Source organism: Nocardioides sp. CPCC 206347, from assembly GCF_048654605.1.
Taxonomy (GTDB): domain Bacteria; phylum Actinomycetota; class Actinomycetes; order Propionibacteriales; family Nocardioidaceae; genus Nocardioides.
This window is the reverse complement of the sequence record NZ_JBMCYZ010000005.1, coordinates 382,933-407,622: the sequence shown is the minus strand read 5'-3', so window position 1 is coordinate 407,622 and position 24,690 is coordinate 382,933. Positions and strand designations below refer to the sequence as shown.

21 protein-coding genes and 7 tRNA genes are annotated in these 24,690 nt (G+C 69.6%); 12 read left to right on the top strand and 16 right to left on the bottom strand.

Annotated features, from left to right (window positions below):
• From ACOACQ_RS18910 to ACOACQ_RS18900, 3 genes are read left to right on the top strand one after another with little or no spacing between them, the layout of a single operon-like run.
• Complete coding sequence (locus ACOACQ_RS18910) at positions 1-1,140, top strand: M20 family metallopeptidase (protein WP_420289025.1); 1,140 nt, start codon at positions 1-3, stop codon at positions 1,138-1,140.
• Entirely contained in the window at positions 1,137-2,552 is a 1,416-nt protein-coding gene (locus tag ACOACQ_RS18905) for an aspartate ammonia-lyase (protein ID WP_420289024.1), read from the top strand. Before ACOACQ_RS18910 ends, ACOACQ_RS18905 begins: the two co-directional genes overlap by 4 nt.
• A 20-nt stretch (positions 2,553-2,572) precedes the next feature.
• Complete coding sequence (locus ACOACQ_RS18900) at positions 2,573-3,490, top strand: LysR family transcriptional regulator (RefSeq protein WP_420289023.1); 918 nt, start codon at positions 2,573-2,575, stop codon at positions 3,488-3,490.
• Between the two features lie 30 nt (positions 3,491-3,520).
• On the opposite strand, the gene ACOACQ_RS18895 is transcribed toward ACOACQ_RS18900, so the two are convergent.
• The 11 genes from ACOACQ_RS18895 to ACOACQ_RS18845 all read right to left on the bottom strand — a co-directional run bounded on the left by ACOACQ_RS18895 (position 3,521) and on the right by ACOACQ_RS18845 (position 9,322).
• Positions 3,521-4,912: a purine-cytosine permease family protein gene (locus tag ACOACQ_RS18895; RefSeq protein WP_420289022.1), complete on the bottom strand. Its 1,392-nt coding sequence runs from the start codon at positions 4,910-4,912 to the stop codon at positions 3,521-3,523.
• Between the two features lie 120 nt (positions 4,913-5,032).
• Complete coding sequence (locus ACOACQ_RS18890; RefSeq protein ID WP_420289021.1) at positions 5,033-6,196, bottom strand: alpha-hydroxy-acid oxidizing protein; 1,164 nt, start codon at positions 6,194-6,196, stop codon at positions 5,033-5,035.
• Positions 6,197-6,265: 69 nt separating this feature from the next.
• Positions 6,266-6,342, bottom strand: a tRNA-His gene (locus ACOACQ_RS18885).
• A 2-nt stretch (positions 6,343-6,344) separates the two neighbouring features.
• Positions 6,345-6,416, bottom strand: a tRNA-Arg gene (locus ACOACQ_RS18880).
• Between the two features lie 30 nt (positions 6,417-6,446).
• A complete protein-coding gene (locus ACOACQ_RS18875) occupies positions 6,447-6,809 on the bottom strand; it encodes a WhiB family transcriptional regulator (RefSeq protein ID WP_420289020.1) in 363 nt (120 codons plus the stop codon).
• Positions 6,810-6,882: 73 nt separating this feature from the next.
• Positions 6,883-6,955: transfer RNA gene (locus tag ACOACQ_RS18870), tRNA-Lys, on the bottom strand.
• Positions 6,956-7,047: 92 nt separating this feature from the next.
• Positions 7,048-7,120: transfer RNA gene (locus ACOACQ_RS18865), tRNA-Asn, on the bottom strand.
• A gap of 13 nt (positions 7,121-7,133) precedes the next feature.
• Positions 7,134-7,213, bottom strand: a tRNA-Leu gene (locus tag ACOACQ_RS18860).
• A gap of 2 nt (positions 7,214-7,215) precedes the next feature.
• Positions 7,216-7,302: transfer RNA gene (locus tag ACOACQ_RS18855), tRNA-Leu, on the bottom strand.
• A gap of 15 nt (positions 7,303-7,317) precedes the next feature.
• Positions 7,318-7,388, bottom strand: a tRNA-Glu gene (locus tag ACOACQ_RS18850).
• 785 nt (positions 7,389-8,173) lie between these two features.
• Positions 8,174-9,322, bottom strand: coding sequence for an acyl-CoA dehydrogenase family protein (locus tag ACOACQ_RS18845; protein ID WP_420289019.1), 1,149 nt, complete (start codon positions 9,320-9,322; stop codon positions 8,174-8,176).
• A gap of 86 nt (positions 9,323-9,408) precedes the next feature.
• Here ACOACQ_RS18845 and ACOACQ_RS18840 point away from each other — a divergent pair, with 86 nt between their 5' ends.
• Positions 9,409-10,095: a class I SAM-dependent methyltransferase gene (locus tag ACOACQ_RS18840; RefSeq protein ID WP_420289018.1), complete on the top strand. Its 687-nt coding sequence runs from the start codon at positions 9,409-9,411 to the stop codon at positions 10,093-10,095.
• 9 nt (positions 10,096-10,104) lie between these two features.
• Positions 10,105-10,449 (top strand): DUF1801 domain-containing protein, encoded by a 345-nt coding sequence (locus tag ACOACQ_RS18835; RefSeq protein WP_420289017.1) that lies wholly within the window; start codon positions 10,105-10,107, stop codon positions 10,447-10,449.
• 18 nt (positions 10,450-10,467) lie between these two features.
• Here the strand turns inward: ACOACQ_RS18835 and ACOACQ_RS18830 are convergent, their stop codons facing one another.
• Both ACOACQ_RS18830 and ACOACQ_RS18825 read right to left on the bottom strand, forming a co-directional pair.
• Positions 10,468-11,070, bottom strand: a complete 603-nt coding sequence (locus ACOACQ_RS18830; protein WP_420289016.1) for a hypothetical protein — start codon at positions 11,068-11,070, stop codon at positions 10,468-10,470.
• A gap of 164 nt (positions 11,071-11,234) precedes the next feature.
• Positions 11,235-12,173 (bottom strand): cupin domain-containing protein, encoded by a 939-nt coding sequence (locus tag ACOACQ_RS18825; protein ID WP_420289015.1) that lies wholly within the window; start codon positions 12,171-12,173, stop codon positions 11,235-11,237.
• Between the two features lie 83 nt (positions 12,174-12,256).
• Here ACOACQ_RS18825 and ACOACQ_RS18820 point away from each other — a divergent pair, with 83 nt between their 5' ends.
• Positions 12,257-13,093, top strand: a complete 837-nt coding sequence (locus ACOACQ_RS18820) for an SDR family oxidoreductase (RefSeq protein WP_420289014.1) — start codon at positions 12,257-12,259, stop codon at positions 13,091-13,093.
• Positions 13,090-13,560: a DUF1772 domain-containing protein gene (locus tag ACOACQ_RS18815; protein WP_420289013.1), complete on the top strand. Its 471-nt coding sequence runs from the start codon at positions 13,090-13,092 to the stop codon at positions 13,558-13,560. The genes ACOACQ_RS18820 and ACOACQ_RS18815 overlap by 4 nt, the downstream gene beginning before the upstream one ends.
• A 25-nt stretch (positions 13,561-13,585) precedes the next feature.
• On the opposite strand, the gene ACOACQ_RS18810 is transcribed toward ACOACQ_RS18815, so the two are convergent.
• Positions 13,586-17,296, bottom strand: coding sequence for a choice-of-anchor P family protein (locus tag ACOACQ_RS18810; RefSeq protein WP_420289012.1), 3,711 nt, complete (start codon positions 17,294-17,296; stop codon positions 13,586-13,588).
• 145 nt (positions 17,297-17,441) lie between these two features.
• The gene (locus ACOACQ_RS18805; RefSeq protein WP_378597557.1) at positions 17,442-17,909 is read right to left on the bottom strand and encodes an STAS domain-containing protein; all 468 of its coding nucleotides are present in this window, start codon (positions 17,907-17,909) and stop codon (positions 17,442-17,444) included.
• 151 nt (positions 17,910-18,060) lie between these two features.
• On the opposite strand from ACOACQ_RS18805, the gene ACOACQ_RS18800 reads away from it, so the two are divergent.
• From ACOACQ_RS18800 to ACOACQ_RS18785, 4 genes are all read left to right on the top strand, one after another.
• The gene (locus ACOACQ_RS18800; protein WP_378597558.1) at positions 18,061-18,789 is read left to right on the top strand and encodes a GAF and ANTAR domain-containing protein; all 729 of its coding nucleotides are present in this window, start codon (positions 18,061-18,063) and stop codon (positions 18,787-18,789) included.
• 48 nt (positions 18,790-18,837) lie between these two features.
• A complete protein-coding gene (locus ACOACQ_RS18795; RefSeq protein WP_378597559.1) occupies positions 18,838-19,557 on the top strand; it encodes an ANTAR domain-containing protein in 720 nt (239 codons plus the stop codon).
• Positions 19,558-19,623: 66 nt separating this feature from the next.
• Positions 19,624-20,199: a TetR/AcrR family transcriptional regulator gene (locus ACOACQ_RS18790; protein ID WP_420289011.1), complete on the top strand. Its 576-nt coding sequence runs from the start codon at positions 19,624-19,626 to the stop codon at positions 20,197-20,199.
• A gap of 7 nt (positions 20,200-20,206) precedes the next feature.
• On the top strand, positions 20,207-22,351 hold the full coding sequence (locus ACOACQ_RS18785; RefSeq protein ID WP_420289010.1) for a thiamine pyrophosphate-dependent enzyme: 2,145 nt from the start codon (positions 20,207-20,209) through the stop codon (positions 22,349-22,351).
• Positions 22,352-22,388: 37 nt separating this feature from the next.
• Here ACOACQ_RS18785 and ACOACQ_RS18780 read toward each other — a convergent pair whose 3' ends face one another.
• Complete coding sequence (locus ACOACQ_RS18780; protein WP_378602038.1) at positions 22,389-23,486, bottom strand: NAD-dependent epimerase/dehydratase family protein; 1,098 nt, start codon at positions 23,484-23,486, stop codon at positions 22,389-22,391.
• 191 nt (positions 23,487-23,677) lie between these two features.
• Between ACOACQ_RS18780 and ACOACQ_RS18775 the strand changes: the two genes are divergently transcribed.
• Complete coding sequence (locus ACOACQ_RS18775) at positions 23,678-24,682, top strand: hypothetical protein (RefSeq protein ID WP_420289009.1); 1,005 nt, start codon at positions 23,678-23,680, stop codon at positions 24,680-24,682.
• Positions 24,683-24,690: the final 8 nt, after the last annotated feature.

Sequence of the window (24,690 nt, the reverse complement as noted above, 5' to 3'; positions counted from 1 at the left end):
ATGCCCCGCACCGCGCACGACCGGGCCGCCGGCGCCATCGCCGCCGATGCCGGCCGACTCATCGACCTCTCCGAGCTGCTGCACGCGAACCCGGAAACGGCCTGGGAGGAGCACAACTCGTCCCGCTGGGTCGCCGATGCCCTCGACGAGGCCGGCTTCTCGGTGACGCCGTCGTACCTCGGCCTGGAGACGGCCTTCCTGGCCACCTACGGCAGCGGCCCGTTCCGCCTGGGCCTGTGTGCCGAGTACGACGCCCTTCCCGGACTCGGGCACGCTTGCGGGCACAACCTGATCTCGGCCATCACGGTCGGCGCCGCGCGGGCCCTCGCGCCGCTGGCGGACGCAGCGGGCCTGACCATCGAGGTCTACGGCACTCCGGCCGAGGAGGGTGGCGGCGGCAAGATCGAGCTGCTGGAGCGCGGCGCGTTCGCCGGGCTGGACCTGGCGATGATGGCGCACCCGGCGCCGGTCGACGTCGCCGAGGCCGAGCCGTTCGCGGTGTCGCACTCCCACATCACCTACCAGGGCAAGGGCGCCCACGCGGCCGCCTATCCCGAGCAGGGCATCAACGCCGCCGATGCGTTCACGATCGCGCAGGTCGCCGTCGGCCTGCTGCGCCAGCAGCTGCCGCCGACCGTGCGCGTCCACGGCGTGATGACCAACGGGGGAGAGGCGCCGAACGCCATCCCCGCCCGCACCGAGGGCCGCTGGTACGTCCGGGCCGAGTCCCTCGACCAGCTCGCCACCACCGAGGAGAAGGTCTGGCGGTGCTTCGAGGCAGGAGCCCTCGCCACCGGTGCGAGCCTCGACATCACCCCGGAGAGCAAGCCGTACGCCGAGTTCCGCGCCTTCCAGCCGGCCGTCGACGCCTACGTGCGCAACGCCGAGAGCCTGGGGCGCGTCTTCGACCCGGGCACGCCCGCCCGGCGGATGAACCGCGCCTCGACGGACATGGGCAACGTGTCCCAGGTCGTGCCGGCCATCCACCCCTACATCGGCATCGGGTCCCTCCCTGCCCTCAACCACCAACCCGAGTTCGCTGCCCACTGCGTCGGCGGTGACGCCGAGAAGGCGTTGCTCGACGCCGCGACCGCCCTCGCCTGGACAGCGCTCGACATCGCCGAGGAGCACCAACGATGACCATCGCGACCCGCACCGAGCACGACTCCCTCGGCCCGCACGAGGTGCCGGCCGACGCGTACTGGGGCGTCCACACCGCCCGCGCCCTGACGAACTTCCCGATCAGCGGCACGCCCGTCGGCGTCCACCGCGAGCTCGTCGCGGCCCTCGGTGCCGTCAAGCTCGCCGCGGCGCGGGCGAACCACGAGCTCGGCCTGCTCGACGACCGCCGCTTCGAAGCGATCGCGGCGGCAGCGGACGACGTACGCACGGGGAAGCTGGACGACCAGTTCGTCGTCGACGTCATCCAGGGAGGTGCCGGGACCTCGACGAACATGAACGCCAACGAGGTCATCGCCAACCGGGCCCTGGAGATCCTCGGCCTGCCGCGGGGCCGGTACGACGAGATCCACCCGCTCGACCACGTGAACCGCTGCCAGTCGACCAACGACGTCTACCCGACCGCCGTACGCCTTGCGCTGCTGACCGTCATCGAGTGGCTGGCCGTGTCGACGGCCGACCTGGCCGCCTCCTTCGCCGCCAAGGCGGCGGAGTTCCGGACGGTGCCCAAGATGGGCCGGACCCAGCTCCAGGACGCCGTACCGATGACGGTCGGACAGGAGCTCGGCGCGTTCGCGGTCACGCTGCTCGAGGAGCAGGCCCGCCTCGACGACTCCCGCGGGCTGCTGTGCGAGATCAACCTCGGCGCCACCGCGATCGGCACCGGCATCACCGCGCACCCGGAATACCGGCGGCGCGCGGTCGCACACCTGGCCGAGATCACCGGGCAGCCGGTCGTCGGCGCCGGCGACCTCGTCGAGGCCACCAGCGACACCGGCGCGTTCGTCCAGGTCTCCGGTGTGCTGAAGCGGGTCGTCGTCAAGGCATCCAAGATCTGCAACGACCTGCGACTGCTGTCCTCCGGACCCCAGGCCGGCTTCGGCGAGCTCCAGCTCCCCGCACGCCAGGCGGGTTCGAGCATCATGCCGGGCAAGGTCAACCCCGTCGTCCCGGAGATGGTCAACCAGGTCGCCTACTGGGTGATCGGGAACGACCTGACCGTCACCATGGCCGCCGAGAGCGGACAGCTGCAGCTCAACGCCTTCGAGCCGATCATCTGCCACAGCCTGCTCCAGGGCTTCACCTGGACGGCCGCCGCGTTCGACTCGCTGCGCGAGCTGTGCGTCGACGGCATCACCGTCGACGCCGCCAAGCTCGCCGCGGTCGTCGCCGGCAACGCCGGCCTGGTCACCGCGCTGACGCCCCTGCTGGGCTACGCGCGGTCGGCCGAGATCGCCAAGGCCGCGCTCAGCGGCGCCGGCGACGTGCGGGGCCTCGCCCTCGCCGGCGGCGGCGTGGACGCCGACGTCCTCGACGCCCTGCTGCACCCCGAGACCCTCGCGAACCTGGAGCCGGGAGCGCTACGGGCCTGACCTGCGGCAGGATGAGCGCCATGGCGGAGGTCGGCTTCACCCTGACACAGCTGCGGTACTTCGCCGCGGCCGCCGAGCTGGGCAGCATGACGGCCGCGTCGCGGCAGCTCATGGTGTCCCAGTCGGCCATCTCCACGGCGGTCGCGCAGCTGGAGAAGGAGCTCGGCGTCCAGCTGTTGCTGCGCCACCACGCCCGCGGACTCACGCTGACCGCGGCCGGCGAGGAGTTCACCCGCGAGCTGCGTAGCTACCTGGTGCACACCAACGACCTGGCTGAGGTCGCCCGTTCCGCCGGGCAGGCGCTCGTGGGCGACCTCGCCGTCGGCTGCTTCACGACCCTGGGGCCCTTCGAGCTGCCTCGGCTCCTCGCTGCCTGCGCCGAGGAGCACCCCGGCATCCACGTCTCGGTGGTGGAGGACGAGCACGCTGCACTGAAGCAGGCGCTGCGCTCCGGTGCCTGCGAGCTGGCCCTGATGTACGGCTACGACCTCGACGAGGACATCGACCACGTCCGGGTCGGCGTCGCAGCGCCGTACGTCCTGGTGGCCAAGGGGCACCGCCTCGCGCGCCGCAAGAAGGTCGCGCTCAAGGACCTGGCCGAGGAGCCGATGGTCCTGCTCGACCTCCCGCACAGCGGCCAGTACCTCGAGCGGCTGGTCGAGTCGGCCGGCTTCCACCCCCAGATCCGGCACCGTACGGCGGGCTTCGAGACCGTCCGCGCCATGGTGGCCAACGGGCAGGGCTGGTCCGTGCTCAACCAGCGCCCGGCCAGCAACATCACCTACGACGGGGCCGAGGTGGTCACCCTCGAGATCTCCGACCCGCTCGAACCGCTGGAAGTCGTGCTCACGTCGATGAAGGGCGTGCGGTTGACCGCTCGCGCCCAGGCGTTCGTGCGGTCGTCCTCCCGGGCGGCGCGCCAACGGGCAGGTCGCTGAACGCGACCTGCCCGTCGGGCCGAACAAAGCTCAGACAGCGACCGGCGCTGCCACCTCGCTCGCCGCGAGCTTCCGGCCACGCGCCAGGGCGTAGTACACCGGACCGGTGATGACGAGGCCGATGATCCAGCTGAGGTCGGCGCCGTTCAGCTCACCGGCCACCGGGCCGGCGTACAGAGGCGTGTTCATGAACGGGATCTGGACCAGGATGCCGATGGCGTAGGCGAAGAGTGCCTTGCCGTTGAACCGGCCGTAGATCCCGCCGTCGGCGGCGAAGATCGAGGCGAGGTCGTACTTGCCGCGGTGGATCAGGTAGAAGTCGATCAGGTTGATCGCGGTCCACGGAACCAGCACGACCAGCAGGGCCAGCACGATGTCGACGAAGTGCGAGATGAAGTCGCCCGAGACACCGATCGCGAAGTACGTCGACGCGATGATCACGGCCACCGAGAGCACCACGCGGGAGCGGGCCGTCGGGATCCACTGGGCGACGAACGTCTGGACGCAGGTGATGACCGCGAGGACGGTGCCGTACAGGTTGAGCGCGTTGTGGCTGATCACCGACAGCAGGAACAGCACCAGCAGGAGCGGCCCGAGCAGTCCGGTGGTGTCGCGGACGCCGGTCATCACGTCGGAGCCCGACGTCATCGCGAGGGCGACGATCGCACCGAAGACGAACGGCAGGATCGAGCCGAGCGTGCAGCCGAGGTAGGTGGCGTTGAACGTGGCGCGGACGCCCACGTCAGCAGGCAGGTACCGCGAGTAGTCCGAGACGTACGGCGCGAAGGCGATCTGCCAGAGCGCGGCGAGCGACACGGTGGCCAGGAAGCCGGCCGTGGTGTAGCTGCCCTGGCTCCAGAAGGTGGCGGGGACGCCGGAGGCGAAGATCGCGACCGTGCCGAGCACGATGCCGATGCCGAGGACCCAGGTGGCGACCTTGTTGAGCGCGTGGATGAAGCGGTAGCCGATCACGCAGATCAGGCCCGAACCGAGGGCGCCGATGACGATGCCTGTCGAGACGGGCACGGGCTCGGCGATGCCGTGCAGGGACTGCCCGGCGAGCACGATGTTCGAGGCGAAGAACGCCAGGTACATCACGGCGGCGATCACCACTACGATGAGGGCGCCGAACGAACCGAACTGGCCGCGGCTCTGGATCATCTGCGGGATCCCCATCTGGGGGCCCTGGGCGGAGTGCAGTGCCATGAAGACACCGCCCACCAGGTGGCCGACCACGATGGCGACGATGCACCACAGCAGGTCGAGCCCGAAGACGGTGACGCCGGCGGCGCCGGTGACGACGGGCAACGGGGCGATGTTGGTCCCGAACCACAGCGTGAACAGGTCACGCACCTTCCCGTGGCGGTCCTCGGGCGGTACGTAACCGATGGTGTGTTTTTCGACGACGGTCTGATCGTTCATGATTCTTCTCCAAGTGTGAGGCGCACCACCATGGTCGTGAACACCTCAGTCACCTGGCAAACGAATCCTTTGGGCGCAAGTCATCGGCTGAACAGATGACCCGCCGTGCCGGACCTGTCGTCAGGACACCCGCACCAGCACGTCGGGCGTCAGGTCCGCGATCGACCGGTAGCCGTTGAGGCCCATGGTCAGGTCGGCCTCGGCGAGCAGGCACTTGAGCACGTGCTCGGCGCCCGCCGCGCCCCCGACGGTGATGCCCCAGCCGTAGGGGCGGCCGACTGCGACCGCGGTGGCACCCAGGGCGAGCGCCTTGACGACGTCGACTCCGGTGCGCACGCCGGAGTCGAAGATGACCGGCATCCCCTCGGCGGCGTCGACGACGGCCGGAAGGAAGTCGAGCGCGGGTGCGCTGGCGGCCTGGCGACCGCCGTGGTTCGAGCAGTAGATGCCGTCGACACCGGCATCCCGCGCCCGTCGTACGTCGTCGGGGTGGCAGATGCCCTTGAGCAGCAGCGGCAGGTCGGTCAGCCCGCGCAGCCACGCCAGGTCGTCCCAGGACAGGGCCGGGTTGCCGAATGTCAGGGCCCACGCGAAGGTCGCGGCTGCCGGGTCCTCCTCGGGCGACTTCTCCAGACGACTGCGGAAGACGGGGTCGGAGAAGTAGTTGGCCAGGCAGAGTCCCTGCAGCTGCGGCATGGCGGCGTGCTGCAAGTCGCGAGGACGCCACCCGAGGGTCCACGTGTCGAGGGTGACCACGATCCCCGCGTAGCCGGCCGCCTCTGCCCGTCGTACGAAGCTCTCCGCGAGCTCGCGGTCGTTGGGCGTGTAGAGCTGGTAGAAACCGGGGGTCTCGCCGAGTGCAGCGGCGACGTCCTCCATCGGGTCCTGGGTCAGGGTCGAGGCGATCATCGGTACGCCGGTCGCGGCCGCCGCCTTCGCCACCTCGAGGTCACCGTGCTGGTCCTCGTGCATGATCCCCACGACGCCGATCGGCGCCATCAGCAGGGGAGTCGGGTACTGCCGTCCGAACAGCTCGACCGACAGGTCCCGCTCGGCGGCACCGGACAGCATCCGGGGTACGACGCCCCACCGCTCGAAGGCCGTGACGTTGCCCCGCTGTGTGCCCTCGTCGCCCGCCCCGCCGGCGACGTAGTCGTAGAGCACCGGGTCGAGCAGCTCCTTCGCCTGTGCCTCGAGCGCGGCGAAGGTCACCGGGTACGGCGGCTTCTGGCCGCTCAGCCCGGTGAGGTAGATGCCCATGTTGAAGTCGGAGAAGTTCGGCATGGCGCGAGCATGCCAGATCCGTCCCGGTGGTTGAGGTGCGAGCGAAGCGAGCCTCGAAACCCCTTCGGTTGGGGTGACTGCGGGGAGTCGAACCCCGACCTCCTGGGCCACATCCAGGTGTGCAGATACCGCTACACCACAGTCACAGTGCCCCCTCCAGGAATCGAACCTGGATCCTCGCCTTCGTAGGGCGATGTCGTCTCCGTTGGACCAAGGAGGCTGGTTGCCCCTGTGACGCCGGGGCTCGCGTTCATGCGACGGCGGCCTTCCTCGGCCGACCGCGGCGCCGGACGGTCTCGATCTGCTTGCCGCCCTCGAGGAGGACGCCACCCCAGACACCCCACTCGCCACGGCTGGTGCCGAGGGCGAGGCAGAGGGTCCGGACACCGCACGGGTTGCAGATCTCGAGCGCGGCAGCAAGGGTCTCGTCGTCGCAGGGATCGAAGATCTCCGGATCCTCGTGCCCCTCGCACCGCCACGCGATGCCCGGCGACCGCGGCGTCGGGTGGGCGAAGGCGATGGTCACGCCCTTGGTGTTGAGGTCGCCCCGCTCGTCCGCGGAGTACGACGCCGGGGTGGTGGCCGTGTGCGGCCACCCGTTCTTCGTCTCCACGCCGGTCACCTCCTTGGGCTTGTCGGGGCATGGTCATTGGCTGGTTGTCGGGCTGGTCATGGGGCTGGATCGGTACACCGTCTCGGACTCGAACCGAGGACCTTCGACTTAAGAGGACGCCGCTCTACCAACTGAGCTAACGGTGCGTAGCGGGGCCACGAGTCGAACGTGGGCCGACGGGCTTATGAGACCCATGGCGTCTCCCGACACCCGCTTGGTCCCGCCGGAGCGGGAGTTGCTGCTCGACCAGGGCTCGAACCTGGGACCTCCCGGGTAACAACCGGGCGCTCTGCCAACTGAGCTATCGAGCATCGTGTTTCGTCGTACCGCCCCGGGATTCGAACCCGGACGCCCTGGGGACACGGCGTCCTGAACGCCGCGCGTCTACCGTTCCGCCAGGCGGGCGTGGTGCTCACCGGGGGAGTCGAACCCCCACGTCCCGAAGGACACGCGGCCCTCAACCGCGACCGTCTACCAGTTCCGGCAGGTGAGCAGGTGGTGCTTCTCGTACCCCCACCGGGAGTCGAACCCGGACGAACGGACTGAGAATCCGGCAGGCTGCCGCTACCTCATGGGGGCGCAAGCGGAAGGCGGAGGAGTCGAACCTCATGGCTCGCACCACGACCCAGGTAGCAACCGGGCGCCGGGCCGCCCCGGCATCACCTTCCAGAATGTGCTGTCCACTGTTCAGTTGGTCCCGCTTCCGGCGAATGCCGGATCCGGGTGGGGAGAGGTCGCCCACGGCCGTATGACCGTTAGCCCGGTGCCGCCTGCTTCCCGGCCTCTCGGCCAGGTCGCGGGTCCGGTGCCCGTGGGACCTTCCACCTTGGTGTTGGAGTTGTTTGTCGAGCTGCCCGCACATGCAGAAGGGCCGCCCCGATGAGGCCTGTCCCAGGTCGGTGGTGACCTGTGGACGTTCGCCTCGCTGGAGCGGCCCGGTGTTCCCGGTGCGTGAGGGCACCTAGAGGGGCGGCTCCAGCTGGCCCAGCAGCTGATTGCGCTTGGCCATGGTCGAGGGCTCATAGCCTTCGAGGGGTCGCCGGAGGAGGGCAGCGTCGAGCGCACAGGTCGCGTTGCGACTCGTGGCGACGGGGAGATGGTGGATGCCCACAGCCCTGCCCTTCCTGCTCGTCCTCGATCGACCGGCCGGGTGGCTCGGTCGTGCCCAAGGTTAGGGGCGGCCCGCCGTACCGGCCTAACGAATTACGCGAGTTGGGGTTTGTCACGCGCGAGTTGGGGTTTGTCGACGTACGACGGCGGTGACAAACCCCAACTCGGCGGTGACAAACCCCAACTCGGCGGTGACAAACCCCAACTCGGCGGTGACAAACCCCAACTCGGCGGTGACAAACCCCAACTCGGCGTCAGAAGGCGCTGATGCCTGTGAGGGACCGTCCGATCAGCAGCTTCTGGATCTGGCTGGTGCCTTCGTAGAGGGTCGTCACGCGGGCATCGCGCAAGGCCTTGCCGACGGGGAACTCGTCGACGTATCCGTAGCCGCCGAAGACCTGGACCGCCTGGTTGGCCGCGCGGACCGAGGCCTCGGAGGCGAACAGCTTGGCCATCGACGCGGCCGTCCCGAACGGCTGGCCGCGCTCGGCCAGGTCGGCCGCGCGCCACACCATCAGCCGGGCAGCCTCGGTGTCGACCGCCATGTCGGAGAGCATCTCCTGGACCAGTTGGTACGACGCGATGGGCTTGCCGAACTGCGTGCGCTCGCCGGCGTACGCAACACTCGCCTCGAGGCACCCGCGGGCGAGGCCGACACAGCCGGCGGCGACCGAGATGCGGCCCTTGTCGAGCGCGGTCATCGCGATCTTGAAGCCGGAGCCCTCGTCGCCGAGCCGGTTGCTGTCCGGCACCCGTACGTCGGACAGGATCAGCTCGGCGGTGGCCTGGCCCCGCAGGCCGAGCTTGCCCTTGATCTCGCGGCGCTCGAAACCGGGGGAGTCGGTGGGCACGAGGAAGGCCGTGATGCCCCTCGCGCCGGGCCCGCCCGTGCGGGCGAAGACCAGCGCGACCGTTGCCCAGGTGCCGTTGGTGATGAAGAGCTTGTTGCCGCTGATCACCCAGTCGTCGCCATCGCGTACGGCCCGGGAGACGAGCGACCCGGCGTCCGATCCGGTGCCGGGTTCGGTGAGGCCGAAGCAGGCGAGGCCCGCACCGCTGCACAGGTCGGGCAGCCAGGCGTTCTTCTGCTCCTCGGTGCCCCACGCCTGGATGCTCTTGCTGACCAGGCCGAGGGAGACACTCACGATCCCCCGGATGGAGGTGTCGCCGCGGCCGAGCTCCTCCATCATCAGGACGTAGGACAGGAAGTCTCCGCCCGAGCCGCCGTACTCCTCAGCGATCCCCATCCCGAGGAAGCCGACCTCGGCGAGCTTGCCGACGATCGCCCGGTCGACCTGCTCCTCGCGGTCCCACGCGGCGGCATTCGGCACCACCTCGCGGTCCACCCAGTCGCGGGCGAGGTCCCGCAGCGATTGCTGGTCGTCGGTCAACGTCAGGTCCATGGCGCCATCGTGCCCGATGGCTGCCCCGATGGCTGCCAGCCACTGCTCCACTTGCGGGGGAGCGGTGCGTGCGCCAGCCTCGGCGCATGGGACTTCGCACCAGGTTCGCCGCCGGTTTCGCCCGCCAGCTCGGTCATCCGTCCGGGCCCGCGGGTCGGCTCGTCGCGCGCATGCTCAACAAGGGCAACAGTCGCGCGGTTCACGGTGCCGTCGACGCGGCGGACCCGCGACCCGGCCAGTCGGTGGCGGACTTCGGGTTCGGTGGCGGGGTCGGCTTTCGTCCGCGCCTCGATCGAGCCGGTCCGACCGGCCACGTCCACGGCGTCGAGATCGCCGAGACGATGCTCGACGGGGCACGGCGACGCTTCGCTGCCGAGGTCGGCGGAGGCCGACTTCACCTCCACAGCGGTGACCTGACCGCGTTGCCGCTCGCCGACGCCTCGCTCGACGCCGCCATCACCACGAACACCATCTACTTCATCGAGGACCTGCCCCGCGCGTTCGCCGAGGTCGCGCGTGTGGTCCGTCCCGGCGGACGCTTCGTGGTCGGCATCGGCGACCCGGAGGAGATGCGCAAGTACCCGTTCACTGCGCACGGGTTCCGCCTGCGGCCGGTCGACGAGGTCGTGGAGCTGTTGCAGGCGGCAGGCTTCGCCGAGCCGGAGCGCCGCCGGGTCGGTGAGTCCGCCGGGGCGTTCCATCTCCTCGTCGCCGAGCGCGCCGAGCGCGCCGAGCACGCCGAGCACGCCGAGCGCGACGGTCCGGATCGGTAGGGTCGGCGCATGAGCGCTGACTGGCGGACCGACACGGTCACCACCCTGCGATCCCTGATCGTGAAGGCCGAGCCCGACGTGGTTGAAGAGGCCAAGTGGAAGAAGGCGTCCAACCCGGACGGCGTCCCGACCTTCTCGGCCGACGGCCTGATCTGCACCGTCGAGACCTACAAGGACAAGGTGAAGGTCACGTTCGCCAAGGGCGCGTCCCTGGACGACCCCTCCGGCCTGTTCAACGCGAGCCTGGACGCCGGCACGCGCCGGGCGATCGACATCTTCGAGGCGGACACGTTCGACCAGGACGCCTTCGTGGAGCTGATCCGTGAGGCGGTCGCGCGCAACCGCCTCACCTGATCCTCAGCCGGGACGGCGTCACGCCATCTCGGGAACGTGCAGGTGTGCGTAGGCGAGGTCGAACTCGTGGACCTCGACGATCATGCCGTCGGCATCGCTCGCCGCGCGGGCGCGCATGTCGTGGGCCATCGAACGGCTTGCTTCCATGGCGGCACGCGACTCCCAGGCAGTGGTGGCGCATCCGAGACGGGCCGACCGATCCACCAGGAGGCTGGCGCTGCAGAAGCCGTCGAGCTCCTCAAGCTGGGGCATGATCCCGACCCGGAACGTCTCGGCCATGGTGTCGAGGTCGCCCTCGATCCAGCTGACCCGGCAGCACTCGCCGTGCTGGTTGCGGTGCATGACCGTGATCTCCCACGAGTCGACCTGCAGGGAGGCGCCGAGGATGTCCTTGCCGCGGTCGCGGAGCGAGCGCAACAGCTCGTCGCTGGCGGCCATCGCCTCCTCGGAGTCCCACGAGCTGGTGGCGATGCAGTAGCCGGTCTCGCGGTCGACCAGGAGCGAGAGGCCGCGACAGCCCTCGGTCGCGTCGAGCCTGGGAGCTACTTCGTCCTGGACGAATCTGATGCCCGCATCGATGTTGTCGGGCTTGCCGTGGAACGTGCTCGAACGTGCGTACACGACCCACTCCTCTCGGAGACGGGGCAGTGCCCGACCGGCACTGCCGGTTGTTCCCTGCTTACTCCTTCGGACGGTCTGGCGCCAGAGGTACGGGCGTCTCGATACGTCCTCGCCTGGCGGCTCGGGCTACTCGACGACCTTGGGTCGCTGACGCTTCTCGCACCTCAACCACCGGCGCGGGCTGCCTTGCGGTGTTGTTGCGGACTGACCCCGCGCACCCGCTTGAACGCCGCGCTCAGCGCGAACCCGCTGCCGTACCCGACCTGCCGGGCGACCCGGTCGATGGCGTCGTCGGTGGCGACGAGCAGGTCGGCGGCGAGGGAGAGGCGCCAGTGGGTCAGGTAGGTCATCGGTGGCTCGCCGACGAGCTCTCCGAAGCGTCGGGCCAGTGCGGCCCGCGAGACCCCGACCTCCCGCGCCAGGGACGCGATCGTCCACGCGTGCTCGGGGTGGTGGTGCATCAGGCGCAGCGCTTCGCCGACGGTCGGATCGGCATGGGCGAGGCCGCGGGTCACCTGCTCCTCGTTCGCCAGCCACGAGCGCACGACGGTCACCAGCACCAGGTCCAGCAACCGGTCGAGCACCACTTCCTGGCCGAGCTCCTCCCGCAACATCTCGGCGGAGAGCAGGTCGACGAGGGGTGAGTCGTCCTCCTCCCGACGTCGTACGACGACCGGTGGGAGCGCCGCGAGAAGGGGACGCCCGGCTTCCGTCTCGGCCTCCCACGTGCCGACCAGCATCACCGTCGATCCGTCGTGGCTGTTGCCCCAGGTGCGCACGCCCAGCGCCATCCGCTGGGCCAGCAGCTCGCCGTCCGGGTCGACGCAGATGTTGCCCTTGAGGATGGTCACCTTCGGGGCGGTCGCCGGGTGGTCGGCCACGGTGTAGACCGGACCGCCGCGGATCACGGCCACGTCGCCGGCCTGCAGCTCCAGGGCCTCGCCGAGCTCGCCGGTGATCCACGCCGAACCGCGCGCCACCGCCATCAGCGTCAGCGCCGGGTCGTCCTCGATCCGCACCGCCCACGGGGGCTCCATCACCATGCGCAGCAGGAAGGCCTGCCGCGCCCGGGGCCCGGAGAGGAGGTGTTCGAGTCCGTCCATGACACCACCATGCAAGACGATCACGCATGGAATCAAGACATTCGGCCATGGAAAGTCTCACCCGACCGCGATGGACTGGGGTCATGACAACGAACCTGATCATCGGCGGCACCGGCAAGACCGGTCGCCGCGTCGCGTCCCTCCTCCAGGGCCGGGGCCTCCCGGTCACCTCCCTCTCCCGTCCCGGGTTCGACTGGGCCGACCCGACCACGTGGTCGTCGGTCGAGCAGCCGGCCACCGCGGCGTACCTCACCTTCGCCCCCGACCTGACCTTCCCCGGAGCCCCCGAAGCGGTGGCCGACGTCGCCGGACGCATGGCCCGTTCCGGCGTACGACGCATCGTGCTCCTCTCGGGTCGAGGCGAGGCCGAGGCGCAGCAGGCCGAGCAGCTGGTCGCCGAAGCCGCCGCGAAGCACGGCGCCAGCTGGGGCGTCGTACGGTGCGCGTTCTTCATGCAGAACTTCGACGAGAGCCTGTTCGCCGGGCCGCTCGCCGCCGGCCGCCTGGCCTTCTCCGCGGGCGATGTCCGCGAGCCGTTCGTCGATCTTGATGACGTCGCCGAGGTGGCCGTCGCGATGATGACCGGTGACGCTCCGGCGAACCGGACCTACGAGCTCACCGGTCCTCGCCTGATGACCTTCGCCGAGGCGACCGCCGAGATCGCTGCCGCCACCGGACGAGAGATCGCCTACGAACAGATCACCAACGAGCGGCTCGTCGACGACCTGGTCCACGCCGGACTGCCTGCCGAGGAGGCCGGGGGACTGGGCGCGCTGTTCGCGCACCTCCTCGACGGCCACAACGAGCACTTCGCCGACGGTGTGCACGAGGCGCTGGGCCGCCCGGCCAGGGACTTCGCCGCCTACGCCCGGAAGGCCGCGGCAAGCGGCGCGTGGAGCAGCCAAGAGGTGGCGTCATGAGCGAGACGATCGGCAACACCGCGCTGGTCACCGGCACCGTCGCCGCCGGGCTGATCGCCGGGATCTTCTTCTGCTTCTCGACCGCGGTCATGCCCGGCCTCGCCGGCACCGATGACCGGACGTTCGTCCACGCCATGCAGGAGATCAACAAGGCGATCCTCAACCCGGTGTTCCTGCTGCTCTTCGTCGCGCCGATCCCCGCGCTCGCTGTCGCGGCGTTCACCGGTCCGTCGCGGATCTGGGTGATCGCTGCGCTCGCCCTCTACGTCGTGTGCTTCGGCATCACCATGGCCGGCAACGTGCCGCTCAACGACGCCCTCCTGGCCGTCGGCCAGACCGACGCGCCGACCACGCTGAAGGCCGCACGCGAGGCGTTCGAGGACCCGTGGAACCGGCTGCACCTGATCCGGACGGTCGCGCTGGTCGCGGCGTTCGGGTGCTGTGTGGGTGCCGCCCTGGCGGGGTGAGTCCGCCAGGGCGACCCCCGGCTGGTCACTGCGTATGTGCGTCGCTGTGTGCCGACACCACGATCACGTCCGTGGTGAGCAGTCCGACCGCGGAGAACAGTCGGACGTGGACGGCATTGACCGTGCCGGCCGTGTCCTTTCCACCGGCAGGCGTGTTCGTGACCTGCTCGTTGAGCACGATGTGGGCGATGCCGCCGCCGTACAACAGGTCGATGGTGAAGTTGGGCGTCACCTGGCCGTTGATCGTCAGGGTGCCGACCTTGAGGTTGACGAAGTTCGCGCTCAGCGCGGTGCTCGCGGTGGTGCCGTTGGCCGTGCTCGTCGCCGCCACCTCGATCAGGTCAGCCGTGATGAGGCCGGCCAGGATGTTGGCGCCGGCGGCCTTGCTCGTGCTGGTCGCGGTGGGCGGCGTACCGATGGATCCGGTGCTCGAGTTGGTCAGGGCCGACGCGGTCAGCACGCCCGGCAGGCCGGGCACCGATGCGGTGTTCGCCGTCGACGTCCCGCCCAGCGGCGCGATCTCCGCCTTGTTGACGTAGAGGTCGTCGAGCAGCACGTTGTCGACGAAGGCGGTGAACGCCTTGCCCGACACCGTGTTCGGCCGCGCACCACACGGTGCCCCGCTCGGGTACGTCGCGTCGGACTCGGTGTGACCGACGATCACGTGCGTGTTGAGCGGGACGACCAGCAACCCGGTCAGGGTCACGTCGATCATGTTCACCGAGGCCGTGGTCGTGTAGCGGCCCTGGGCGTCGACGCCTGCCGTGATCTTCGGGGCCCGCAGCTTCACCGACCCGATCCCCAGCGGCAGGTTGATCACCGTGTTCGGAGCGACCGAGTTCGGGATCGGCTGGCCGGCGATCACCAGGTCGGTGAACGTCGACCCGTCCGTGTTCGACGACGCGCCCAGCGGTCCGGCCACCGAGGTCGACACGCTGCGCACGGCCTTCGCCGTGATCAGGCCGTTGAGCAGGTTCAGGTTGGCCACCGTCGAGGTGGACGTCGAGCTCGCCGAACCGATGTCGACCTTGGAGTGCGATGCCGCCGAGAGCACCCCGGCGTTGACCACGCCGGCCACGGTGAGCGTCGCCAGCGGGCCGGCCGCCGAGTCGTTCGGGCCACCGGGGTCGTTGGAGCTCGCCCTGACGAACTTGTCGATCAGGGTGAGCCCGAGCGCCCGGACGTCGATGCCGTAGGCGCTGCCGTGCGTCGACGAGCCCGTCCCGTTGACCTGGGTGTACGCCGTCGCCGTGGTGGCGCTCGCATTGTCAGCGTCCAGCGTGGCGGTGTTGGACACCTGCGTGCCGCTCTCGACGTTCACCTCGACCGTGAGTGACCTGGTGCCTTCCTCGCCGGGCGACAGGGTGCCGAGGTCCCACACCGCGGTGTTCTCGTCGACGTCGATGTCGGCGTCCGGCGCGGCCGAGATCCGCTGTCCGGTCGGCGGGGTGTCAGTGAGCGTGGCTCCGGTGGCGGGCGCCGTACCCTCGTTGGCGAAGCCGAGCGTGTAGGTCTGGAAGCCGCCCGGCACCACGGTGTCCCGACAGCCGATCTTCGTCAGCGTCAGCCGTGGCTGGTAGTCGACGTCCGTCGAGCATGCCTTCGAGTCGTTGCTCGTGTTGATGCTGTTGCTGCTCGTGGTGCTGATCGCAGCCGTGTCGGTGAACGTCTTCACTCCGGCCGACGTCGCGGTCGCGTCGAGCACCACGTCGTAGGTGATGACGCCCGAGCCGCCTGCGGCGACGGTGCCGAGGTTGAAGGTGAGCACCTGGCCGTTGACCGAGGGAGTCACCGCGGAGCCGTTGACCTTCGCGGAGCCGGCCTTGAAGGCCAGCCCTGCCCCGAGCGTGTCCACGACCACGACGCCGGCGGCGGGCTGGTTGCCCACATTGGCGTAGCTCACCGTGTGCGTGACGGTCGCCCCGGGCGAGGCGTTCGAGGGACAGGCCTTGTCGACCGCGACGTCGGAGTACGCCGCCCCGGCCGTGCACTCGGCGCTGTTGTCCGTCGCGTCGGCATCCGGCTGGTCGGCCGAGATCGCCGCGACGTTCTTGTACTGGCCGGGAGCGGCGACAGTGACCTGGTAGGTGATCGTCACCGGTGCCGAGCCGGCCGGGACGCTGCCGATCACCCAGGTGATCACGCGTCCGTTCACCGAGGTCGGCGCCAGCGAGGCGCTGCCGGCGACGTAGCTCATGCCGACGGGGAGCGTGTCGACGATGGTGACGCCCGTCGCTGTGGCGGTGCCTCCGTTGCGGTAGGTCACCGATTCCTGCGTGGGCGTGTTGGCGGGCAGGGTGCCGGGGCACGCCTTGGTGATGCCCAGGTCGACCGCGAAGGTCACCTCGACGATCTCGGTGTCGGTGTCGTCCTCGGGATCGGGGTCACCTGTGGTGCGCACCGTCGCCGTGTTCTTGTACTCCTGGGTGCCGCCAGGACCGGTCGCGGGGACCCGTTCCTGGTAGGTGATCGTGTCACCGTCGCCCGCAGCGACGTCACCGATGTTCCAGACCAGCGGGTTGCCCGAGGGCTGGGGTTCCCCGGCGACTGCGACGTACGTCAGGCCGGGGTCGAGGACGTCGGTGATCGTCACGTTCTTCGCAACGGCGTCGCCGTCGTTGCGGTAGGTCAGGGTGCAGGTGGCCAGACCGCCGGGCGCGACGACGTCGTCACAGTCCTTGACGATCGACATGTCCGGAGACCCGACCGTGGAGATCGGCACCGTGTCCGTGGAGGGCACCCGGGTCTTGTCCGAGGACGTGATGGCAACGTTGGCGCACGAACCGACGCTCACGACGACCGCATCGAACGCGACGGTCGTGATCGTGCCGTTCTTGACGTTCGCGAAGGTCCAGACGACCTCGCCACCGGGTGGGATGACGCCGTCGACCGCGGTCGGCGCGGAAGCCGGTGCCGGGGTGGCGTTGCCGGCGTACCGCAGGCAGGTGGGGAGCTGGTCGGTGATGGTGACATTCTGCGTGCCCTTGGCCGGGCCGACGACCTTGGAGGCGATGGTGACGCGCACGCGCTGGCCCAGGGTCAACGGGCTGTCCGCCGTGATCGCGTCCTTGCCGTCGATCTTCTTGTCGGTCTCGGTCGCGAGGATCGCGTTGACCGGGATCGGCACGTCCTTGCTGCCGAAGCTGATCGTGCCGCCATTCGCGGTAGCGGTCCCGACCGCCATGTGGAGGGCCGAACCGTTGTAGAGGTGGGAGCCGATCGCGAGCTCCGCGCCCCACCTCAGCACGAGTCCGCTCGCCGGGATGACGACGTTGTGGAACGTGTAGGAGACCTGCTCGACCCCGGAGCTCACCGGGTTCGGGAGGTCACGCGTCACCGTCAGCGTCGTCTGGTCCGGCGCATTGCAGCCGGTCGCGCCGGCCGGCGTGGTCGTCGGGGCGCCCGTGCAGACCTGGAAGCTGTTGAGGTCCTCGATGCCCTTCACGCCACTGCGCTTGTGGTCGGCGAGGATCTGGAGGGTGCTCAAGGTGCCCGGGCCGGTCAGGACCAGGCGGAAGGGGATGCTGTCACCTTCGGCGTACCCGCCCGTGTTGCCGGGCGTCCACGACTTCGACAGGGCGTCGTAGCCCTGGATCTTGACGCCGATGCCACCCCCGGAGCCACCACCGCCGCCGGGTCCGGGCTTCGCTGCCTGACTCGGCAGTGGAGGTCCGAAGGACAAGGCCACCATGGCGATGACCGTCATGAGTGCTTGCAGAGCGCGCCGTGAGTGCATCTTGGTTCTCCCCGTCAGGTATGGACGAGGCTCACCCCGGGAGAGGTTCCCTCCCCATTACCCGTGGGCCGACCCAGTCGACGGTACGCGCAGCACCCGATCGTGAGGAGACCTCGGTTCCGCTGGTCGCTGCGCGCGCCCGGGATCAGCCCGGGGAGATCGTCGATGCGCGGTGGAACAGGTCGCGTGCGCGGAGGATCGCCCTCATCACCGGGTCGCGGGCGAGCGGCGTGCCGGTGTCATCACACGGGGGATCCGGGGTGGTCTGCAGGACGAACACGGGACGATCGGGGTGGGCGTCCGTCAGCAGACGGGTGATCCGCGGCCCCACGTCGGTCAGCGCCAGGAGGCCGTCAACGGCGAGGAAGCGCGGGTGTTCGCGGACCAGCAGGCCGAGGCAGGCGGAATCCATGAAGACGACCGCCGACAGGTCCAGCCGTACGACGACCCGGCCCGTCTCGCGTTGGCGATGGAGGACGTCAGCGAGCCACTCCCTGGCTGCGAGGTCGAGGTCGCCCCGCACCCGGATGGTGGCGCATCGAGGATCGCCGTCGGCGAGTGTCACTTCGTACCCGGTGTCGGGCCGCGTCGTGAGAAGAAGGACCTCCGTCATGATGACGCTCCTCTGGAAGGACGGTGCGTCACCCGGGGTCCGGGGGTGAAGGCGTCCAACGCGGACGCCCGTTGGTTCGTTCTACCAGCACCGGGATGTGCCCGTCCACAAAGTCCCCGCGGTCGGGGCATTCGGGCTACTGTCGAAACACATGGCCACGAGGGGGAAGACCGCGAGCGGCATCCTCGCGTCGCTGCTGTCATCGGACCAGGAACCGGCCACGATCCTCAGCCGTCTGTGCGACGACTGCGCGCGCGACATACCCGTCACCGGAGTCGGCCTCGCGCTGATCAACGATGACGGCCATCAGGGGGTGGTTGCGGCCACCGACGGGCTGGCTGCCGCCATGGAGGACCTTCAGTTCTCACTGGGCGAGGGTCCCTGCATCGATGCGTCGCGGCATCGTCGGCCTGTCCTCCAACCCGAGCTGGCGCGTACGGCGATGGCTCGTTGGCCCGCCTTCGGCCCCGAAGCGCTCGACGCCGGGATCGAGGCGATCTTCGCCTTTCCCCTGCAGGTCGGCGCGATCAGGATCGGGATCCTCGATCTCTACCGCGACCAGCCGGGAAGCCTGGCACCCGAGGCCGTCGCGGATGCCCTCACGTACGCCGACGCAGCCGTCCAGGTCGTCCTGCACCTGCAGTCGCAGGTGTCGCCCGGAGGCGGACTGCCTCCTCAGTTGGCGCACCCCATGGAGAACCGTGCCGAGGTGCACCAGGCCACCGGCTTCGTGTCGGTGGTTGCGGCCGTGACCCTGGCCGAGGCCCTGCAGCTGTTGCGGGCGCACGCGTACGCCGCGGAGCGCCCCATCCTCCTGGTTGCACGGGACGTGCTGGCGGGAACCCTTCGCATCGGATCGCTGAGGAGCGATGATGAATGAACAGCCGCTCGCTACGTCATCACCCATGCACGGCAGACAGGAACCATCGTGAAGACCGAACAGCGGCTCGCCGAGATCTTCGTCGAACTGGCCGACACCCTCGTCGCCGAGTTCGATGCCCTGGACTTCCTCGGCACTCTCACCGAGCGCAGCGTCGAGCTCCTGCACGCCGATGCTGCTGGTGTCATCCTCAGCGACCAGCACGGTCGGCTGCAGGTGGTGGCATCGACCAGCAACCGGGCCCAGGACCTGGAGCTCTTCGAGCTGCAGAGTGAAGAGGGGCCGTGCCTGGACTGCTTCAACAACGGTCACGTCGTCGCCAACGTCGACCTCGCCGAGGCGCAGGCGCGGTGGCCCCGTTTCAGCGCCGCGTCGCTGGAGCTGGGTTACCAGTCCACCCACGCCGTCCCCCTTCGCCTGCGCGACCAGGTGATCGGCGCCATGAACCTGTTCTGCACCGACCAGCGTGAGCTCAGCCGGGACGACCTCGCGCTGGCCCAGGCCCTGGCGGACGTGGCGACCATCGGCCTGTTGCAGGAGCGCGCCGTGCGCGAGGCGGACCTGCTCGCCGAACAGCTGCAGACGGCCTTGAACAGTCGTGTGCTGATCGAGCAGGCCAAGGGCGTGATGATGGCCAAGTCCGGGGTGGACGTCGATGAGGCGTTCCGCAGGATGCGGGACCACAGCCGGAAGAACCAGCTCGCGCTGCGTGATGTCGCGGCATCGATCCTCGACGGCACGCTTGCTCCGGAGCGCATGAGTCCGTGATCGGGACCCCGGGTGCGCGATGATGTGGAGGTGACGGACTCCAGCGCCAGGTCCACGTGGCCGCCCGTGACGAACCGCGTCCGGATCCTCGACGCGGTCACCACCCTTCTGGCGAAGGGCCCGTGGTCGTCGATCTCGCTGACGAAGGTCGCCGACGAAGCCGGGGTGTCGCGCCAGACGATCTACAACGAGTTCGGCGATCGCTCGACCCTGGCTGACCTGTACGTCGAGTTCCTCGTGGACCGTCTCGTCGACCAGCACGTGCCCGTCGACGACGAGGCGCTGATCGCCGACGGCGACGTGATGGGCGCCCTTGCCCAGGTGCTCGGCTCCTGGTTCTCGTCCGTCGTCACCGACCCTGTCCTCGGCCGTGCATTCGACCGCTCCGCGTCGGGAGGACTGTTCGGCGGGATGGTGCTCGACGAGCTCGCGCTCGTCGAGCGAACGACGCAACGCCTCGCCGAGCGGTACGTCGTCCTGGCTCCCGGCCTCGCGATCGACCGGGCCGTCCCGATGGCCCGCGTGGTCGCCCGGCTCTGCATCAGCTACCTGCTGGTGCCCGCGCCGCAGGACCAGGACCCGGTGGCGGACCTGGTCGCCGTACTCGGGCCACACGCGGTGAACCTGTTCCACGGGACGTGAGGCGGCAGTGGAGACGGTCGAGGAGTTCTTCTCGCGCTCGGTGCGTTCCTGGAGTGCGGATCCCGCGGACGGCGCCCTTCCCGGCGATCCGGCGCTCCTGCACTCGCTCTTCGCAGCCCAGCTGCAGAGCCGCCACCTGGACTACGCGGCGCGCTGGCTGCAGGGACAGGGACGCGGCCACTACACGATCGGGTCCGCGGGCCACGAGAGCAACGCGGCGCTGGGACTGCTCACGCGCGTGGACGACCCGGCGCTCCTGCACTACCGCTCCGGCGGCTTCTACGCCGCCCGGGCGGCCCGGGCTGCGACGACCGACCCCATCCGGGACGTGCTGCTGAGCCTGACGTCCTCGGCGCGCGACCCGATGTCGGGCGGGCGGCACAAGGTCTGGGGTCATCCCGACCTCCACATCATTCCGCAGACCTCGACGATCAGCTCGCACCTGCCGCGCGCGGTGGGACTGGCGTACGCGCTGGGCCTCGCGCGGGCGGTCGGCCGACGTACGCCCTGGCCGAACGACGCGATCGTGGTCAGCAGCTTCGGCGATGCGTCCGCGAACCACTCGACGGCGGTGGGTGCGATCAACGCGGCGTCGTACCTCACCCAGCGGGAGGTGCCGTGCCCGATCCTCTTCGTCTGCGAGGACAACCGGATCGGCGTCAGCACACGGTCCCCGGACGGCTGGCCCGGCGCCATGCTGCAGGGCATTCCAGGCATCGCGTACGTCCACGTCGACGGTGCGGACCCCACGACGCTCCTCGACCGCACGGCGGCGGCCGTCGCCCGCGTGCGGGAGACCCGGCGGCCCGTTGTCCTCCATCTCGACACCGTCCGCTTCCTCGGCCATGCCGGCTCGGACACCGAGATCGCCTACCGCACCCAGGGCGAGATCGTCGGCGACTACGAGCAGGATCCGCTGCTCGCCACGGCCCGTTGCCTGATGAGCGGTGGACTGGCCACGCCGGACGAGATCCTGGCGGCGTACGACGACATGCGGACCAGGGTGATGGACGCGGCGCGGAGTGCGCTCGACGAGCCCCACCTCCCGGACCGGGCGCAGGTGATGGCGCCCCTCGCCCTGCCGGCGGTCCCGCCACCCGTCACCACCCCCTCGGCGGCCGCCAACGAGCCCGACGGCGCCCGGCTGACCCTCGCCCAGGCGATCAACCAGACCCTGGCGGAGCTGCTGGCCACCCACCCCGAGATGCTGGTGTTCGGTGAGGACGTCGCCGTCAAGGGCGGCGTCTACGGCGTCACCCGCGGGCTGCGCAAGCGGTACGGCGCCCAGCGGGTCTTCGACACCCTCCTCGACGAGCAGACCAGCCTCGGCGTGGCGCTCGGTTCGGCCCTGGCCGGGTTCGTCCCGGTCCCGGAGATCCAGTACCTCGCGTACCTCCACAACGCCGAGGACCAGCTGCGCGGCGAGGCGGCGTCGCTCAGGTTCTTCTCCAACGGCCAGTACCAGAACGGCATGGTCGTCCGGGTCGCCGGACTCGCCTACCAGCGTGGCTTCGGCGGCCACTTCCACAACGACAACTCCGTGGCCGTCCTGCGCGACATTCCCGGGCTGGTCCTCGCGGTCCCCAGCCATCCCGCCGACGCACCGGGCCTGCTGCGCACCTGCCTGGAGCTGGCCCGCCAGGACGGGCGGGTGTGCGTCTACCTCGAGCCCATCGCGCTCTACCACGTCCGCGACCTGGCGCCGGGCGACGGTGGCTGGACGGCGCCCTTCGCGGACGCCGCCAGCGAAGGTTCAGACCGTCCGCTGGGCGAGGTCGGTGTGTACGGCGACGGTGGTGACCTGTTGCTCGTGAGCTTCGGCAACGGCGTGCCGATGAGCCTGCGTGCCAGCGAACGACTGCGCGAGCACGGCATCGCGACCACGGTCGTCGACATGCGCTGGCTGTCGCCGCTGCCACTCGACGGGTTGCGCACGCTGGCCGAGGACTTCCCGGCGGTGCTCGTGGTGGACGAGACGCGCGCCAGCGGGGGAGTGTCCGAAGGGGTCGTCACCGGCCTGCTCGAGCACGGCTACCGGGGCCGGCTCTCGAGGGTCGCCAGTGCCGACACCTTCATCCCGCTCGGCCCTGCGGCCGCGACGGTGCTGCTGTCCGAGGAGGACGTGGTCGCCGCCGCCCTGTCCGGGCGGTGACGAGCCAGTCCTCAGTGCCGGTCGTCAGTCGGCAGTGTCAGTCGGCGAGGACGTGCCGCGCGCCGGCCTTGGTGAACAGGTCCTGGTTCTTGGCGTACCACTCGACCGTGCGGTTCAGGCCCTCTTCGAAGTCGATCTTCGGGGTGAAGCCGAAGTCGTGCAGCTTCGACGAGTCCAGGAACTGGTCCGGGATCTCGATGAAGTTGTCCGGCTTGGGGATGGTGACCGACTCCAGCTTGTTGTCGAGCATCCCGCCGATCTGCTCGATGACCTGGCGCACGCTGCGGATGTTGCTGAACTCCTGCGGCTCCTTGCCGTCAGCAGTGGTGAAGCTGCCGACGTTGTACGCCGCCCAGCCGTAGGTCGCACGACCGGTGCTGGGGATGTCGGTGTTGTAGTGGCGCTCGACGTTCTCGGCGAGGAAGAGGTAGGAGTCGACCAGGTCGTCGATGTAGACGTACTCGCGCAGCACGTCGGCGTTGCCCAGGTTGATGACCGGGGCCTTGCCGTTGAGCATGCGCAGGCTGGTCCGCGGGATCAGGCGCGAGAAGTTGAGGTCACCCGAGCCGTAGATGTTGCAGCTGCGGACGATCAGGGCGGGCACCTTGAACTGGAACCCGTAGGTCTGCGTGATCATGTCGGCGCAGGCCTTCGACGCGCTGTAGACGTCCATTCCGCGCAGCGCGTGGCCCTCGCGGTACGGCAGCGGCTCCGGGTCGTCGAGGTCGGCGTGGTCGCCGTAAGACTTGTCGGTCGAGGCGATGAGCACCCGCGGGATGTTGTTGATGCGCGCGGCCTCGAGCACGTTCATCGTCGGCAGGATGTTGTTGTGCAGCGTGCTCATCGGAGCGTTCGCTGCGTCACCCACGATGGCCGAGGCCGCGAGGTGGAAGATCGTGTCGATCTGGTGGCGGTTGCACAGGCGCTGGACCTGCGCGAAGTCGTCCATCTCGCAGACCTCGACGTCCGGCCGGCCGTCGAAGCCGAGCAGGGCGGCGGTGGGCACGGGGCGGTTGTGCCGCACGGTGATGGTGACGAGCGCGCCGCGGCGGATGAGGGCCTCGGTCAGGTTGCTGGCGACGAAGCCGTCGCCGCCCGTGATGAGGACACGCTTGCCGTACCAGAAGTCGTTCATGGTGGGTGATTTTTCCTGTCGGACTCATTGGGCGCCTGCCGCACGTACGGCGACAAATACACCCACGCAAACTGCGAAATTCGGCGTGGGGGCGGCCGAATTCGGTGACCATTGGTCGAGCGGGCGCGACTCTATCAGCGGCAGGATCGATATGGTGGCGACTGCCAGATCTCGCTCAACAAGGAGTGTCGTTGCAGACCCCAGTCGTCATGTTCGTGTTCAACCGACCGGACCTGACCCGGCGCACGCTGGCCTCGATCAGGGGCGCGAAGCCCGAGAAATTGTTCGTGATCGCCGACGGGCCGCGGGCAGGGAACGAGAACGACGAGCGGCTCTGCGCCGAGGTGCGCGCGCTGTTCGACGAGGTCGACTGGCCGTGTGAGGTGCTGCCGCGGTTCGCCGAGACGAACCGTGGGCTCGACCCCAACATCGAGGCCGGCATCGACTGGGTGTTCTCCCAGGTGCCCGAGGCGATCTTCCTCGAGGACGACTGCATCGCCGACCCCACCTTCTTCGTGTACTGCGAGGACCTCCTCGAGCGCTACCGGGACAACAAGGACGTCTGGCTGATCTCCGGCGACACCCACGAGGTGCCCGAGTCCTACTTCGGTGACAACAGCTACGACTTCGCGACCTGGGCCAGCATCTGGGGCTGGGCGAGCTGGGCCGATCGCTGGCAGGCCCACCGGGCGCTGTTCGACCGTCAGCACGTCCCCGTCGACGAACCCGGCCGCCTGGTTCCGCCGCACCGCGCGGTGCCCGCACCGCCGCACCCCGACGCCCTGGTCTCCGAGGCGGGTCGCCGCCACTTCACCAAGGTCGCCGAAGACGTCGACCCGTCGTCGTACTTCTGGGACCACCACTGGTGGGTCACGATCATCAACCAGAACGGCCTCTCGGCCGTGCCGCGCCACAACCTGATCGAGAACGACGGGTACGGCGAGGGCGCCACCAACGTGCGCGCGAAGAAGGACTCGATCCCGGCGCGCCCACTCGAGCTCCCGATCCGGCACCCCGCCGCGGTGGTGCGCAACCGGAAGGTCGAGGAAGAGCTCGAGCTGGTGATGGTGCGCACGGACAGCCTGCTGCCGCGCATCGTCAAGTCGATCATCCGGCCGCTGTGGCTGCGCGCGATCGTGCGCAAGATCGTCACGCAGCCGCTGATCTGGCGGCTGGTGCGGAAGGTCCTCCGCTAGGTCCCGCG

What these genes read in the sequence shown, in the direction of transcription:
- ACOACQ_RS18825 (WP_420289015.1), bottom strand. Translation starts at nt 12,173, where the DNA reads ATGGACGGACTCGAACACCTCCTCTCCGGGCCCCGGGCGCGGCAGGCC.
- ACOACQ_RS18835 (WP_420289017.1), top strand. Translation starts at nt 10,105, where the DNA reads ATGAGCGCTGACTGGCGGACCGACACGGTCACCACCCTGCGATCCCTG.
- ACOACQ_RS18815 (WP_420289013.1), top strand. Translation starts at nt 13,090, where the DNA reads ATGAGCGAGACGATCGGCAACACCGCGCTGGTCACCGGCACCGTCGCC.
- ACOACQ_RS18890 (WP_420289021.1), bottom strand. Translation starts at nt 6,196, where the DNA reads ATGCCGAACTTCTCCGACTTCAACATGGGCATCTACCTCACCGGGCTG.
- ACOACQ_RS18800 (WP_378597558.1), top strand. Translation starts at nt 18,061, where the DNA reads ATGGCCACGAGGGGGAAGACCGCGAGCGGCATCCTCGCGTCGCTGCTG.
- ACOACQ_RS18895 (WP_420289022.1), bottom strand. Translation starts at nt 4,912, where the DNA reads ATGAACGATCAGACCGTCGTCGAAAAACACACCATCGGTTACGTACCG.
- ACOACQ_RS18780 (WP_378602038.1), bottom strand. Translation starts at nt 23,486, where the DNA reads ATGAACGACTTCTGGTACGGCAAGCGTGTCCTCATCACGGGCGGCGAC.
- ACOACQ_RS18840 (WP_420289018.1), top strand. Translation starts at nt 9,409, where the DNA reads ATGGGACTTCGCACCAGGTTCGCCGCCGGTTTCGCCCGCCAGCTCGGT.
- ACOACQ_RS18910 (WP_420289025.1), top strand. Translation starts at nt 1, where the DNA reads ATGCCCCGCACCGCGCACGACCGGGCCGCCGGCGCCATCGCCGCCGAT.
- ACOACQ_RS18900 (WP_420289023.1), top strand. Translation starts at nt 2,573, where the DNA reads ATGGCGGAGGTCGGCTTCACCCTGACACAGCTGCGGTACTTCGCCGCG.
- ACOACQ_RS18810 (WP_420289012.1), bottom strand. Translation starts at nt 17,296, where the DNA reads ATGCACTCACGGCGCGCTCTGCAAGCACTCATGACGGTCATCGCCATG.
- ACOACQ_RS18820 (WP_420289014.1), top strand. Translation starts at nt 12,257, where the DNA reads ATGACAACGAACCTGATCATCGGCGGCACCGGCAAGACCGGTCGCCGC.
- ACOACQ_RS18845 (WP_420289019.1), bottom strand. Translation starts at nt 9,322, where the DNA reads ATGGACCTGACGTTGACCGACGACCAGCAATCGCTGCGGGACCTCGCC.
- ACOACQ_RS18805 (WP_378597557.1), bottom strand. Translation starts at nt 17,909, where the DNA reads ATGACGGAGGTCCTTCTTCTCACGACGCGGCCCGACACCGGGTACGAA.
- ACOACQ_RS18905 (WP_420289024.1), top strand. Translation starts at nt 1,137, where the DNA reads ATGACCATCGCGACCCGCACCGAGCACGACTCCCTCGGCCCGCACGAG.